This is a genomic window from Nocardioides sp. (genome assembly GCF_035703625.1).
GTDB lineage: Bacteria > Actinomycetota > Actinomycetes > Propionibacteriales > Nocardioidaceae > Nocardioides.
The window spans coordinates 1-13,846 of sequence record NZ_DASSXS010000022.1; the positions used below are offsets into that span (position 1 = coordinate 1).

General features: G+C 70.9%; 14 protein-coding genes. 12 read left to right on the plus strand and 2 right to left on the minus strand.

Features of this window, described 5'->3' with window-relative positions:
• The first annotated feature begins 8 nt into the window (after positions 1-8).
• From VFN12_RS01030 to VFN12_RS01075, 10 genes are all read left to right on the plus strand, one after another.
• Positions 9-1,202 (plus strand): acyl-CoA dehydrogenase family protein, encoded by a 1,194-nt coding sequence (locus tag VFN12_RS01030; protein WP_325116691.1) that lies wholly within the window; start codon positions 9-11, stop codon positions 1,200-1,202.
• Between the two features lie 39 nt (positions 1,203-1,241).
• On the plus strand, positions 1,242-2,456 hold the full coding sequence (locus VFN12_RS01035; protein ID WP_325116678.1) for a hypothetical protein: 1,215 nt from the start codon (positions 1,242-1,244) through the stop codon (positions 2,454-2,456).
• A gap of 168 nt (positions 2,457-2,624) precedes the next feature.
• The gene (locus VFN12_RS01040; RefSeq protein WP_325116679.1) at positions 2,625-5,003 is read left to right on the plus strand and encodes a glycosyltransferase family 4 protein; all 2,379 of its coding nucleotides are present in this window, start codon (positions 2,625-2,627) and stop codon (positions 5,001-5,003) included.
• Positions 4,996-6,057 carry a hypothetical protein gene (locus VFN12_RS01045; RefSeq protein ID WP_325116680.1) on the plus strand — a complete coding sequence of 354 codons (1,062 nt, stop codon included), beginning with the start codon at positions 4,996-4,998 and terminating at the stop codon, positions 6,055-6,057. Before VFN12_RS01040 ends, VFN12_RS01045 begins: the two co-directional genes overlap by 8 nt.
• Positions 6,058-6,314: 257 nt before the next feature.
• The gene (locus tag VFN12_RS01050; protein WP_325116681.1) at positions 6,315-6,992 is read left to right on the plus strand and encodes a TylF/MycF/NovP-related O-methyltransferase; all 678 of its coding nucleotides are present in this window, start codon (positions 6,315-6,317) and stop codon (positions 6,990-6,992) included.
• 91 nt (positions 6,993-7,083) lie between these two features.
• Positions 7,084-7,266, plus strand: a complete 183-nt coding sequence (locus VFN12_RS01055) for a DUF5302 family protein (RefSeq protein WP_325116682.1) — start codon at positions 7,084-7,086, stop codon at positions 7,264-7,266.
• Positions 7,267-7,344: 78 nt separating this feature from the next.
• Entirely contained in the window at positions 7,345-7,878 is a 534-nt protein-coding gene (locus VFN12_RS01060; protein WP_325116683.1) for a MaoC family dehydratase, read from the plus strand.
• 7 nt (positions 7,879-7,885) lie between these two features.
• The gene (locus VFN12_RS01065) at positions 7,886-8,458 is read left to right on the plus strand and encodes a histidine phosphatase family protein (RefSeq protein ID WP_325116684.1); all 573 of its coding nucleotides are present in this window, start codon (positions 7,886-7,888) and stop codon (positions 8,456-8,458) included.
• A 32-nt stretch (positions 8,459-8,490) separates the two neighbouring features.
• On the plus strand, positions 8,491-9,126 hold the full coding sequence (locus tag VFN12_RS01070) for a DUF6758 family protein (protein ID WP_325116685.1): 636 nt from the start codon (positions 8,491-8,493) through the stop codon (positions 9,124-9,126).
• A gap of 105 nt (positions 9,127-9,231) precedes the next feature.
• Positions 9,232-10,116 carry a PHP domain-containing protein gene (locus tag VFN12_RS01075; RefSeq protein ID WP_325116686.1) on the plus strand — a complete coding sequence of 295 codons (885 nt, stop codon included), beginning with the start codon at positions 9,232-9,234 and terminating at the stop codon, positions 10,114-10,116.
• A gap of 3 nt (positions 10,117-10,119) precedes the next feature.
• Here VFN12_RS01075 and VFN12_RS01080 read toward each other — a convergent pair whose 3' ends face one another.
• A complete protein-coding gene (locus VFN12_RS01080; protein WP_325116687.1) occupies positions 10,120-10,872 on the minus strand; it encodes an SDR family oxidoreductase in 753 nt (250 codons plus the stop codon).
• A gap of 59 nt (positions 10,873-10,931) precedes the next feature.
• Here VFN12_RS01080 and VFN12_RS01085 point away from each other — a divergent pair, with 59 nt between their 5' ends.
• The gene (locus VFN12_RS01085) at positions 10,932-11,729 is read left to right on the plus strand and encodes a ParA family protein (protein WP_325116688.1); all 798 of its coding nucleotides are present in this window, start codon (positions 10,932-10,934) and stop codon (positions 11,727-11,729) included.
• 1 nt (position 11,730) lies between these two features.
• Positions 11,731-12,399 (plus strand): L,D-transpeptidase, encoded by a 669-nt coding sequence (locus VFN12_RS01090; RefSeq protein ID WP_325116689.1) that lies wholly within the window; start codon positions 11,731-11,733, stop codon positions 12,397-12,399.
• Between the two features lie 36 nt (positions 12,400-12,435).
• On the opposite strand, the gene VFN12_RS01095 is transcribed toward VFN12_RS01090, so the two are convergent.
• The coding region (locus tag VFN12_RS01095) for a DEAD/DEAH box helicase (protein ID WP_325116690.1) at positions 12,436-13,846 on the minus strand (1,411 nt) is incomplete at its 5' end.

Here is a 13,846-nt window from a genome sequence, read left to right on the forward strand (position 1 = left end):
ATTCACGCATGGCACGTCTCGCCCAGACCGAGGGCCTCACCGAGGAGCAGTCCGAGATCCTGAAGGCTGTCAAGGTCTTCGTGGATGAGCAGATCATCCCCGCTGCCCAGGAGCTCGAGCACCAGGACGAGTACCCCACCGAGATCGTCGAGGGCCTCAAGGAGCTCGGCATCTTCGGCCTCGTCATCCCCGAGGAGTACGACGGCCTCGGCGAGTCGCTGCTGACGTACGCGCTGTGCGTCGAGGAGATCGCGCGCGGCTGGATGAGCGTCTCCGGCGTGATCAACACCCACTTCATCGTCGCCTACATGCTGATGCAGCACGGCACCGAGGAGCAGAAGCAGAAGTACCTGCCCCGGATGGCCACGGGCGAGGTCCGCGGCGCCTTCTCGATGTCGGAGCCCGGACTCGGGTCCGACGTCTCGGCGATCAAGACCAAGGCGACCCGGACCGACGAGGGCTACGAGATCACCGGCCAGAAGATGTGGCTGACCAACGGTGGCTCCTCCACGCTCGTCGCCACGCTGGTGAAGACCGACGAGGGCGAGGACTCGGTCTACAAGAACATGACGACCTTCCTGGTCGAGAAGGAGCCGGGCTTCGGCGAGACCGCTCCCGGCCTGACCATCCCCGGCAAGATCGACAAGATGGGCTACAAGGGGGTCGACACGACCGAGGCGATCTTCGAGAACCACCAGGTCTCCGCCGACCAGGTCCTCGGCGGCAAGACCGGCAAGGGCTTCTACCAGATGATGGACGGCGTCGAGGTCGGCCGCGTGAACGTCGCTGCCCGCGCCGTCGGGGTCGCCAACCGCGCCTTCGAGCTCGGCATCTCCTACGCCCAGCAGCGCGAGACCTTCGGCAAGCCGATCGCCCAGCACCAGGCGATCCTCTTCCGGCTCGCGGAGATGGCCACCAAGGTCGAGACCGCCCACGCCATGATGGTGCGCGCCGCGCGCCAGAAGGACGCGGGGGAGCGCAATGACGTCGAGGCCGGCATGGCCAAGATGCTTGCCAGCGAGTACTGCAACGAGGTGGTCCAGGACTCTTTCCGCATCCACGGCGGCTACGGTTACTCCAAGGAGTACGAGATCGAGCGGCTCTACCGGGAGGCCGCCTTCATGTTGATCGGCGAGGGCACCTCCGACATCCAGAAGATGATCATCGGGCGCCGCCTGCTCGAGGACTACAAGCTGCGCTGAGACCGACTGGTCGACCGGACTACGCGAGGACTGGTGCTGATGACAGAGGAGGACCGTCCCGAGCGGCTCTACCTCCACATCGGTCTGCCCAAGAGCGGGTCCACCTACGTGCAGTCGGTGCTCGGCACCAACCGCGGCGCGCTCAAGGACCAGGCGTACGTCTATCCCTTCGTCCGCCAGGAGGGCATGTTCCACGCCGCCGTCGAGATGGCGGGCTCGCCCGAGCGGTGGGGGCTGGAACGCGAAGAGGTCGAGGGCACCTTCGAGTGGTTGCTGCGCCGGGGACGACGCATCGGCGGAACGGTGGTGATCAGCCACGAGATCTTCGGATGGGCCGACGACGACCAGATCCGGAGGATCAAGGAGCTCGTCGAGGACTTCGAGGTGCATGTCGTCATCACCGTCCGGGACCTGGCGCGGACCCTGACGGCGGAGTGGCAGGAGCGGGTCAAGAACGGCGCCACCTTCACCTTCGAGAAGTACGCCGCCGGGATCCTCCGGCACCTGCCGGACGGCGATGTCGACGAGGTCGACGAGGCCGACTTCTGGCCGAGCCAGAACCTCATGGCGCACCTGGGCCACTGGCAGGCGCTGGCTCCCCCGGAGCGCATCCACGTGGTCGTCACGCCGCCCAGCGGGGCCGCTCCCGACGTTCTGTGGGGACGCTTCGCCGACGCCCTCGGCCTGGATCCGGCAGCCGTCGACCTCGGCGAGGTGCCGCTGCGCAACGAGTCGCTCGGGATCGGCCAGGTCGCGGTCCTCCGGCACGTGCTCAAGGCTCTCGACGGCCGGCTCGAGCAGCCCTGGCGCTCCCGGGTGGCCAAGCGCTGGTTTGCCCAGACCCTGCTCAGCCGCGCCCGGTCGCCGCGTCCGGTCACCCCGCCGGAGATGGCAGAACGGCTCTCCGTCGTCGCGCGCAGGTGGATCGACCAGGTCCGGTCGGGTGGTTTCGCGGTGCACGGGGACCTCTCCGAGCTGCTCCCGGTCGTCGGTGACGAGTCTGCCCGGCACCCTGACGCCGCCACCGACTCCGACATGCTGTCCGGACTGCCCGAGGTGGTGGCCGAGATGCTGCTCCGCACCCGGGACCTGCTCATGGCCAACGAGCGGCTGGAGACCGAGCGGGGGGAAGCCCTGGAGCGGGAGAGCCGCCTGGCTGACGAGGTGTCCAGCCTGCACGAGCAGCTGGAGTTCCAGCGACGCTGGTGGCCGGCCCGGGTCACCGCCCGGGTGCGCGGGAAGATCCTCGACTAGCAGGCCGCGGCGTGACCGCCACCGGGGTGCCTGGGACCGTCACGGAGGCCGTCCTCGTCCCCCGTCGGCGGGGGTTCCTCACCCGCAGTGGAGGGGCTCTTGTGGCACCGACCGCTGGAGGCCAGCCGCGTGGCTCGAACACCGCAGCGCCGAGTTAGTGTGTCCGTCATGAGAGGACGCGCCTTCCTGCACGTGGGAAGCCCGAAGACCGGTACGACGTTCCTCCAGGCAGTCATCTGGCGCAGCCGCGGAGAGCTCGAGAACGTGGGCGTGCGAGTGCCCGGCGCGAGCCGGCAGAAACACTTCCAGGCCGCCCTCGACGTCCGCGGGGCGCCTCAGCGGGCCCGGTTCCCGGAAAAGATCGATGGCGCCTGGGCCCGTCTCCTGGCAGCGGCGGACGGCTGGTCGGGCGATCTGCTGATCTCGCACGAGCTGCTGGCCGCCTCTCCACAGGACCGGGCGCGCGCCGCGATCGGTGACCTGACGGAGCTGGGCTACCAGCCGCACGTCATCCTCACCGCGCGCGATCTGGCGCGACAGCTGCCTGCCGAGTGGCAGGAGCGGATCAAGCATCGGTCCACCATGGAGTTCGGCACCTTCATGGCCAGGGCCCGTGATCCGGAGTCGCAGGTCTCCCGCCGGCTGTGGGCCGCGCAGGACTACGCCGACATCCTGGAGCGTTGGGCTGGTGGGCTGCCCCGCGAGCAGGCGCACCTCATCACGGTGCCGCCACCGGGTGCACCACGCGGGCTCCTGTGGGAGCGGTTCGCGGGCGTCCTCGGGCTCGACGCGGGTGCGTTCTCCATCGACGTCCCCCGCGAGAACACCTCGCTCGGGCTGGAGCAGGCCGTCCTGCTGCAGCAGGTCAACCGTCGACTCGGTGACCGGGTGCCCTTCCCGGGCGCCTACACCGACGTGGGTGTGTTCCTGCTCGCGCACCAGATCCTCGGCGTCCGCTCGGGCACGCCGCTGGCCCTGGGCGGCGACGACCTGGAGTTCGCTCGTCAGCGATCCGCCGACATCGTCGAGTCGCTCCGTGGCCAGAGTGTCACCGTCCACGGCGACCTGGCCGAGCTCCTGGTGCCCGAGGACCTGAGCCGGGCGAGCAGCAGCGCGCGCGAGACCGTGGACGACGCCGTGCTCCTGGGTGAGAGTCTCGAGACGGTGGCGGACCTGATGGCCTCCTACGCCGAGCGCATCGAGGCCGGCCGCGAGGAGCAGGCACGACTCCAGGAGGACCTCGACAAGGCTCGCGCCGACCTCAGGAACTCACGAGGGCAGGTGGCAGAGCTGGAGCGCAGGCTGACGCCGCTGACCACGAAGGCCGCGCGCCGGGTCAAGGCGGGAGCGCGCACGGCCTCGAAGCGTGTGAAGCAGGTACGCCGAAACCGTCGACCGCGGGTGTGCTTCCTGGTGTTCACCGGTGACGGGATCGGCGGCGTCGCCCGCACCACCCTGACCGTCGCGAACGCCCTGGCGGACCACTACGACGTCGAGATCCTCAGCGTCTACCGGAACCGCGGCAAGCCGACCTTCGAGCTCGATCCGCGGGTCAAGCTCACCTATCTCGTGCACGCCAAGCCCCGGAATCCGGTCTACCCGCCGCACCTGCAGGAGCTCGCCTCGCAGCCGACCGTGCTGTCGAACAGCGACAACTACTCGGCGGCGTCGGACGCTGCCATGCGCTCCGCCTTCGAAGCGATGCAGGACGGGGACATCCTGATCTCGACCCGGCCGTCCCTCCACCCGAGCTCGCTGCTCCTGGCCCCGGAGAAGCGACTGATCCGGATCGGCTGGGACCACCTCAACTTCCCGACCCGCTACTCCGGCCCCCACCACCACACCGGGCGGTCGATCGACCGTGCCATGCCCGGCCTGGACGCGTTCGTCGTGCTCACCGAGGCCGACGCTGCCGACTACCGCCGTCGTCATCCCGGCGCTCACCTGGAGGTCATCCGCAACGCCGTCCCGTGGTCGGTCGCCACCGAGCGCCCCCCGCACGACCAGAAGGTGGTGATGGCGGCCGGTCGGCTCTCCGAGGTCAAGGGATACGAGCGGCTGATCGAGGCGTGGTCGCTGATCCAGGAGGAGTTCCCCGACTGGACCTGCCGGATCTACGGCAAGGGCGCACTCGAAGGATCCCTGCGGGCACAGGCCGAAGCGACCGGTGCCGCGGTCGAGCTGCCCGGCTACACCACGGACATGCGGGCCGAGCTCGGCCGGAGCGCGCTCTTCGCGATGTCCTCGCGGGTCGAGGGCTTCCCCATGACGCTCATCGAGGCGCTGTCCGAGGGCACACCGCTGGTGAGCTTCGACTGTCCGCGCGGCCCCGGCGAGATCGTGGTCGATGGGAGCAACGGCCTGCTGGTCCCGGACGGCGACATCCCCGGCCTGGCCAAGGCGCTGGCGACGCTCATGCGTGACGACGAGCTGCGTGATCGCATGGGTGAGCAGGCGCTGGTCGACGCGCAGCAGTATCAGATCGAGAACATCGCGGAGGACTGGGTGCGCCTGATCGAGCAGCTGCGCCAGGAGAGACGTGGCTGATCGGGTCATCCTCCACGTCGGCACGCCGAAGGCTGGTACGACGTACCTGCAGACACTGCTGTGGGCGAACCGGGCCCGGCTGGCCGAGGCGGGCGTGCTGCTGCCCGGCGCGCGTCCGTTCGAGCACAACCAGGCAGCCGCGGCCGTCCGGTCCGGGTGGGCTCCGCGTCGGGTCACGACCGTCTGGGACCGCCTGCACGCCGAGGTGATGGATCACCCCGGGACAGCCCTCCTCAGCAACGAGTGGTTCGCCCTGGCAGGGCCGGCCCGGGCGCGTGAGGCCGTGGCCCGCTTCGGCGAGGCCGAGGTCCATGTGGTCGTCACCGCTCGCGACCTGGTCTCGGTCGTCCCGGCCGGATGGCAGGAGACGCTCAAGCTGGGCCGGGGCGGCAGTCTCGCCGACTTCATCTCGGGGCTCGAGCCGCCGGGGGAGCGGTGGGGCTACTGGACCCTGGACCCGGCGTGGGTCCTCGAGCGTTGGGCCGCGGGGCTGGATCCGGCACGCGTGCACGTCGTGACGGTCCCGACGCGACGCGACGAACCGGACCAGCTGTGGCAACGCTTCGCCTCCGTCGTCGGCATCGCCGACGGTGTGGTCGATGTCTCGGCGGGGGCTCGCGCCAACGAGTCGCTCAGCGTCGAGTCGGCCCGACTCCTGGAGGTGCTCGGACCCCGGCTGCGCGAGGCCGTCGAGGCCGACGAGCACATGTGGTCCGGGTACCGCTGGTTGCGACGCTATCTGTCCCACACGCTGCTCGTCCCCCGCAAGGGCGGACGGATCGGATTGAGCGCCGAGCAGTTCAAGACGCTGCGCAAGCGCAGCCGCAAGGCTGCCAAGGAGCTGGTCAAGCGCGGATACCACGTGGTCGGCGACATCGAGGAGCTCAACTCGGTGACCCATGACAGCACTCTCCGGCAACCGGAGGGCATCCCGGACCGGGAAGTGCTCGAGCATGCGGCCGACCTGAGCGCCGACCTGCTGCGGGCGCTGCGCGAGACCTCCGACAGCGGACGGCCGGTTCCTGACAACGCCGAATTCAGCGAGCGCGCCTGACGCGTCCCGGCCGAGGTGGTGCTCGACCCTGGCGCGTTGCGATTCCCCGCAGCCACTATGCTCCCCCCATGCGCCGACCGTCCCAAGCCCCCGCCTGGAAGCAGGCAGTGAACGACGTCCTGCGCCGCACGACCGGCTACCAGTTGAATCGCGTGGTGCCACCCGGAGGTGCGCGCCCCCCGAAGGGCGCTCAGCCGGCGGCGAACCCCGGAGTCGGGACGAAGCGGCCCGCTGACAAGCGACAGCGGCAGGTACACGTGCCCGACCACTACGACGAGTGGGCTGCCGACCTGATCCGACGCGTCACGCCCAGGACGATGACCTCCCCGGTCAAGCTCTTCGCGCTGGTGCAGTCGATCCGCTACGTCGTCGCTGCCGGCGTCGAGGGGGACGTGGTGGAGTGCGGGGTCTGGCGGGGAGGCTCGATGCAGGCCGTCGCCTGGACGCTGCTCGAGCTGGAGAGTGCCAACCGGGACCTCTACCTGTTCGACACCTACGAGGGGATGCCTCCTCCTGGCGAGAACGACAAGCGGATCAGCGATGGACACAGTGCCGAGGACCTGCTCGAGCGGCACGGTCGCGGTCACGCCGTCTGGGCCTACGCCGGACTCGACGACGTGCGGGAGGCGATGACCGAGACCGGTTACCCCGCCGAGCGCACCCACTTCGTGGAGGGGCTCGTCGAGGACACGGTCCCGGCGAGTGCGCCGGAGCGGATCGCCGTCCTCCGTCTGGACACCGACTGGTATGCGTCGACCAAGCACGAGCTCGAGCAGCTGTACCCGAGGCTGGTCCCGGGTGGTGTGCTGATCCTCGATGACTTCGGCCACTGGGAGGGTGCCCGGAAGGCCACCGAGGAGTACCTGGCATCGATCGATGACGAGCTGCTCCTCCTTCCCATCTCCAGCGGCCGGATCGCCGTCAAGCTGCCCTGATCCCGCCGTGACGGGGTCGGGGCGTCGCCCCGGCCAGGTGGTTGCGGCGCGTGCGAGGATGGGGGCTTGTTCGCCGACCGCAGGAGGACGCATGACCGAATCGCATGCCAACGACGACCTCAAGGCCAAGATGCGTGAGGCCCTCGATCGCAAGCGGGGCCACGACCACCCCGAGGACTCGGCCGGCCACAAGGAGAAGGCGCACGGACCCGAGGTGACCGGAGGGGCGGCTCCCAAGATGCACCGGCGCAAGGCCGGGGGCGGGGGCGCGTAAGCGCACCTCCCACGGCGGTCGACCCGCGTGTCGAGACCCGGTGACCTGACGATCGTGGGGCGACGGCACAATGCCTGCATGCAGTTCGGGCGAAGCTACGAGGAGTTCGAGGTCGGTGCGACCTACAAGCACTGGCCGGGCAAGACGGTGACGGAGTACGACGACCACCTGTTCTGCCTCCTCACGATGAACCACCATCCGTTGCACCTCGACGTCAACTACGCCGAGGAGACCACCCAGTTCGGGCGCAACGTCGTGGTCGGCAACTACGTCTACTCCATCCTGCTCGGCATGAGCGTCCCGGACATCTCCGGCAAGGCCATCGCCAACCTCGAGATCGAGTCGCTGCGCCACGTCGCGCCCACCTTCCACGGCGACACCCTCTACGGCGAGACCAGCGTCCTGGACAAGTGGGAGAGCAAGTCGAAGGACGATCGCGGCGTGGTCCACGTCGAGACGATCGGCTACAACCAGGACGGCAAGGTGGTCTGCATCTTCCGCCGCAAGGTGATGGTGCCCAAGAACAGCTACCTCGAGGAGCGCGGCGGGGAGCAGCCCGGACGGCCGACTCCGCAGCCCGACAAGAACTGGCCGGGTCCTGCGGCCGAGTGAGGCGGCCGTGCCACATCCGGAGGTGTGGCTGGTCCGCCACGGCGAGACCGAGTGGAGCCGCGACCACCGCCACACCTCCACGACCGACCTCCCGCTGACCGAGGACGGCGCCGACGTCGCCCGCCGGCTGCGGCCCTCCCTCGACCGCGACTTCGCGCTCGTCCTCACCAGTCCCCGGCGACGGGCCCGGGAGACGGCCGAGCTCGCCGGCCACGGCGACGCGGAGGCCGACGACGACCTGGCCGAGTGGGCCTACGGCGACTACGAGGGGGTCACCTCCGACGAGATCCGGCAGCAGGTGCCGGGCTGGACGGTCTGGACCCACCCGTCACCGGGCGGCGAGTCGGCCACAGAGGTCTCCGAACGGCTCGACCGGGTGCTCACCCGGCTGCGCGGGAGCGACGGCGACGCCCTCGTCTTCGGCCACGGCCATGCGCTGCGCGCGCTCACGGCCAGGTGGCTGGGGCTGCCCGTCACCGACGGACGCCTGTTCCGGCTGGACACGGCGACGCTCTCGGTCCTCGGCTACGAGCGGGAGACACCGGTCGTGCTCCGGTGGAACACCCCGGCCCGGCCTTGACGCGCACGCGCGCTCACGACAACGGTTGATCCATGTCTCTCGTCGTGGCGTGCCCCCGGTGCCGGGAGGTGGTGGAGCAGGTCGGGAAGGGCGCCGAGTGCCCGGTGCACGGGACCATCCCCGCGCTGTGGCTCCCCCGCGAGGCGTCGTACGTCGAGTTCACCGAGCACCTGCGCGTCTCCGGCGAGTTCCCGACCTACCTGCCCTGGCCCATGAGTCCCGGGTGGGCGGTCACCGAGTTCGGTGTCGTGACGGCCCGGTCCGGGCGGCCGATGGCCACCATCACCTGCTGCTCGGGCACCAGTGAGCTCGACGGGCCCGTGGACGTGTTCGTGGTCGCCGAGGAAGCCGGCGTCGGGCTGGGCGCACGGGTCGCGGGGCTGGCCGGCGACGACCCGGGGCCCGGCCTGGGCGAGGGGCCGCCGCCGGTCAAGGTGCGCATCGGCAGCCAGACCACGCCGTTGTGGCCGGTCTCCACCAGCGCGACCAGCGGACAGCTGGACCGGTCGGTGGTCGCGGGCGAGGCAGTCGGCCGGTGGTTGTGGCTGACGCTCCGCCCGGCCTCGGCCATGCTGCTGCTGCGCGACGACTGGATCCTGCGCGACGTGTCCGACGTCGGCGTGCCGCTGGTCGAGATGCCGTTCGGGGGTCCGCGGCCCGGCTGGTGAGCCCGTCAGCCGCGATCGAGCGGCCCGGCCCGCCGACGTCGCCCAGGTCGAGGGCGGTCGCGTCCGTGCCGAGGATGGTGTGCTGTCGCGGCATAGGCTGCGCGAGTGCGCATCGACCTCCACACCCACTCCCGGGCCAGCGACGGCACGCAGTCGCCCGCAGACCTGGTGGGTGCGGCGGTGTCGGCCGGGATCGACGTCCTCGCGCTCACCGACCACGACACCGCGGACGGCTGGGACGAGGCGGCCGAGGCCGCGGTCGCTGCCGGGATCACGCTCGTCCGCGGGATGGAGATCAGCACCCGACATGCCGGAGGGCGGGGCGTGCACCTGCTGGCCTACCTGCCGGACCCCACCTACCCGCCACTGCTGGCGGAGCTCACCCGGGTGCTGGGCGGCCGGGACGCGCGGGTCCCGGAGATGGTGCAGAGGCTGCGGGAGTGCGGCATCGACATCGACATCGCCGACGTACGGCGCGTGGCCGGCGCCGCCACCGCCACCGGACGGCCGCACGTGGCCGACGCCCTGGTCGGGCTGGGTGCCGTGCGCGACCGGGAGGAGGCGTTCGCGCGGTACCTCGCCGCCGGCCGCCCGGCCTACGTCGACCGCTACGCGACGTCACTGGCCGAGATGGTCGGGATCGTGTCGGCCGCCGGGGGAGTGGCGGTCGTCGCCCACCCGTGGGGGAGGCATGAGCGCACCACGCTGGACGAGTCCGCGCTCGGGGAGCTCGCGGACCTCGGGCTGGCGGGGATCGAGGTCGACCACCAGGACCACGGCCCGGCGGAGCGGCGCGCCCTGCGCGCCATCGCTCGCAACCTCGGCCTCGTCGCCACCGGCTCCAGCGACCACCACGGCGCCGGGAAGGCCGGCCACGACCTCGGGTGCAACACGACCGACCCGGACGAGTTCGCCAGGCTGATGGAGCTGGCCGCGGCCAGCGCCGAGCGCAGCGGGCGGGCGGCCCCGGAGCTGGTCACCGGGGCCTGAGGGCTACCTGCGGCCCATCGACTGGAAGGTCTGCAGCACCCGGGAGGGGATCAGCCTGGTGGCGCCGGCGACGGCGCGGTACTGGGCGCCCGGGATGGAGAACACCCGGCCCTTGTCGAAGTCGGACAGCGCCCTCTCGACCAGCATGTCGACGTCGAGCCACATGAAGCCGGTGCCGCGCTTGACGCCCATCCGCTCGTGGAACTCCGTCTTGGTGAAGCCGGGACAGAGCGCGGTCACCGTGACGCCCTGGTCGCGGTACTCGTTGGCCGCCCACTCGCTGAACCGGTTGACCCAGGCCTTCGCCGCGCTGTAGGTGCCGCGGGGCAGGAACGCCGCCACGCTGGAGACGTTGATGATCCCGCCGTGGCCGCGCTCGACCATCGGGCCCAGCGCCGCATGGCTGAGCCGGAGCACGGCGGTGACCAGCACGTCGAGCATGGCCTGCTCGGCCTCCACGTCGTTGACGAGGAACCGCTCCTTGAGCCCGAACCCGGCGTTGTTCACCAGCAGGTCGATCGGCCGGGCGGGATCGGCCAGCCGTGCCTCGACCGTGGCCAGCTCCGACCGGTCGGTCAGGTCGGCGGGCAGGACCTCGACCGTGACGTCGTACTCGTCGCGGAGCTCCTTGGCGACCGACTCCAGGCGCTCGCGGTCGCGAGCGACCAGCACCAGGTCGTCGCCCCGGCGGGCGAGATGGGTGGCGAACGCGTGACCGATGCCGGCCGTGGCGCCGGTGACGAGAGATGAAGACACGCGTCCAGCAAACTGTGTCGTCGCGATCTCGGCAAGCCCGTCCGGCACAATGTCCCTTGATGACTACCACACTCGCCGTCGCCAACCAGAAGGGCGGCGTCGCCAAGACGACATCGGTCGCGTCCATCGGGGCGGCGCTGGGGGAGCTGGGCCACAAGGTCCTCCTCGTCGACCTCGACCCGCAGGCGTGCCTGACCTTCTCGCTGGGCATCGACCCCGAGGACCTCGAGCTGTCGGTCCACCACGTCCTGACGAAGGGCCTCGACCCGATCGAGGTCATCCTCGAGACCGACGACGGGGTCGACCTGCTGCCGGCCACGATCGAGCTGGCCCGGGCCGAGGCCGACCTGCTCACCCGTACCGGCCGTGAGCACGTCATCAAGACCTCCCTCGAGATGCTCGAGGACTCCGAGGTCGAGTACGACTGGGTGCTGCTCGACTGCCCGCCCTCGCTGGGAGTGCTCACCGTGGCGGCGCTGACCGCCGCCGACGGGGTGCTCGTGCCCCTGCAGTGCGAGACCCTGTCCCACCGCGGGGTCGGCCAGCTGCTCGACACCGTCCACGACGTACGCCGCTTCACCAACCGCAGGCTCGAGGTGTGGGGCGTGCTCCCCACCCTCTACGACGGCCGCACCAACCACGCCCGGACCGTGCTCGAGACCATCTCCGAGACCTACCAGCTCGACGTCGTCGAGCCGCCCATCCCCAAGACGATCAGGTTCGCCGAGGCCCCGGCCGCGGGCCGGTCCATCCTCGCCACCAGCCGCAGCAGCAAGGGAGCCAGGGCCTACCGTGAGGTCGCGGAGAACCTCGTGACCCGCGCCAAGCGGCCACGAAAGTCGACGAAGGGCCGCTGACGTGGGCGCCCGAGCCGCACGGCAGGTCCGTCCCCGCTACGGCCGGATGGCGGTCGCGGCCACGTCGACGTCGGTGACCGCACTCGCCGTCCTCGGCGGCGTCGGCGTACTCCCCTCCGCGGCCGAGGGGCCCCAGGGGCGTCCGACCATGGAGACCGTGGCCGAGACCCGCGGCACGGTCGACCTGGGCGCGGCCCGGGCCGACAGCAGGCGGCCGGCGACCCTGCAGGGCACGCCCACGGCGAGCGACGCGGCAGCCGGAGCGCCGGCGCTGCCGGCGGGCTCCGGAGACGGCCGGCGGGTGGTGTTCAGCGAGGGCCAGCAGCGGGTGTGGCTGGTCGACGCGCGCGAGGAGGTGCAGCACACCTACCTCGTGTCGGGGAGCGTCTACGACAACCTCGAGCCCGGCACCTACGAGGTCTACTCGCGCTCGGAGCAGGCCTGGGGGATCGACGACTCCGGGACGATGAAGTACTTCGTCCGGTTCGCCCAAGGCGACAATGCCGCCATCGGCTTCCACGACATCCCCGTCGACGACGGCGAGCCGGTGCAGTCCGTCGACGAGCTCGGGACGCCCCTCTCGCACGGCTGCATCCGGCAGCGTCGCGCCGACGCGAAGCGGCTGTGGGCCTTCGCCCCCCTCGGCACGACGGTCGTCGTCACCACGTGAGCGCTGACCCGCCCGAAAGTTTCGGGCGGGTCAGCGTCAGGCCGGGGTCGGGGGCTTGGTGCTTCCGGCGCCGCCGGAGGAACGACGGCGTCGACGGCGGTTCCGGTTGCCGGAGCCCGGCTTCTTCTCCGCGTCGCCGCTGGCAGAGCCCGGTCCCTGGTCGTCGACCGGCTTGCCGCCGCGCGTGCGGGTGCGGCTCCGGTTGCGGGCCGGTCGGCTCCCGGACGGCTTCTTGCTCCGGTCGTCGCGATCGGGGCGCGGGGCCGGCGGCGCGGGGTCGACGATGCGGCCCTTCGTGCCGGGCGCGATGCCCTGGTCGTGGAGGAGGTGGTCGGAGGTGGAGTAGGTCTCCTGGGGCTCGTCGAAGGGCAGGTCGAGCGCCTTGTTGATCATCTTCCAGCGGTGCAGGTCGGCCCAGTCGACGAACGTGATCGCGATCCCGGTGGCGCCGGCACGACCGGTGCGGCCGATCCGGTGCACATAGGTCTTCTCGTCCTCGGGGCAGCTGTAGTTGATGACGTGGGAGACGCCCTGGACGTCGATGCCGCGGGCGGCCACGTCGGTGGCGACCAGCACGCGGAGCTTGTCCTCACGGAACTTCGTGAGGGCCTTCTCGCGCGCCACCTGCGCCATGTCGCCGTGGAGGGCGCTCGCCGCGAAGCCGCGCTCGGCCAGGTCGTCGGCCACGCGCTGGGCCTGGCGCTTGGTGCGGGTGAACACGATGATCTTGTCGGCGCCCTCGGCCTGAAGGACGCGGCCGATGATCTCCGGCTTGTCCAGGTCGTGGGTCTGGTAGATGAACTGGGCGGTCGCCGGCACCATCTCGGTGTCGGCGGACGACTCCGCCCGGATGTTCATCGGGTGCCGCATGTGGATCCGCGCCAGGCTCACGATGGCCGACGGCATGGTGGCCGAGAACAGCATCGTCTGCCGGGTCTCGGGGGTCATCGAGATCAGCTTCACGACGTCGGGCAGGAAGCCGAGGTCGAGCATCTCGTCGGCCTCGTCGAGGACCAGGGCGTGGACGTGGGAGAGGTCGAGCGAACGGCGGTTCGCCAGGTCGATCAGCCGACCGGGCGTGCCGACGACGATGTCCACCCCGGACGCCAGTGCCTCGAGCTGCGGCTCGTAGCCGACGCCGCCGTAGACGGTGAGGACCCGCATGCCGCGATCGGCGCCGGCGAGGTGGAGGTCCTTGGACACCTGGAGCGCGAGCTCGCGGGTGGGCGCCACGACGAGTGCCTGGGGCTTCCCCTGCGGGATCTCGGAGTAGTCGGGGTCGTGCGGCGCGACGCTGCGCTGCAGGACCGGGATGCCGAAGGCCAGGGTCTTGCCGGTCCCGGTGCGCGCCTGGCCGATCAGGTCGGTGCCCATCAGCGCGACGGAGAGGGTCATCTCCTGGATCGGGAAGGGCTTGGTGATGTTGGCGCGCTCGAGCGCGTCGCAA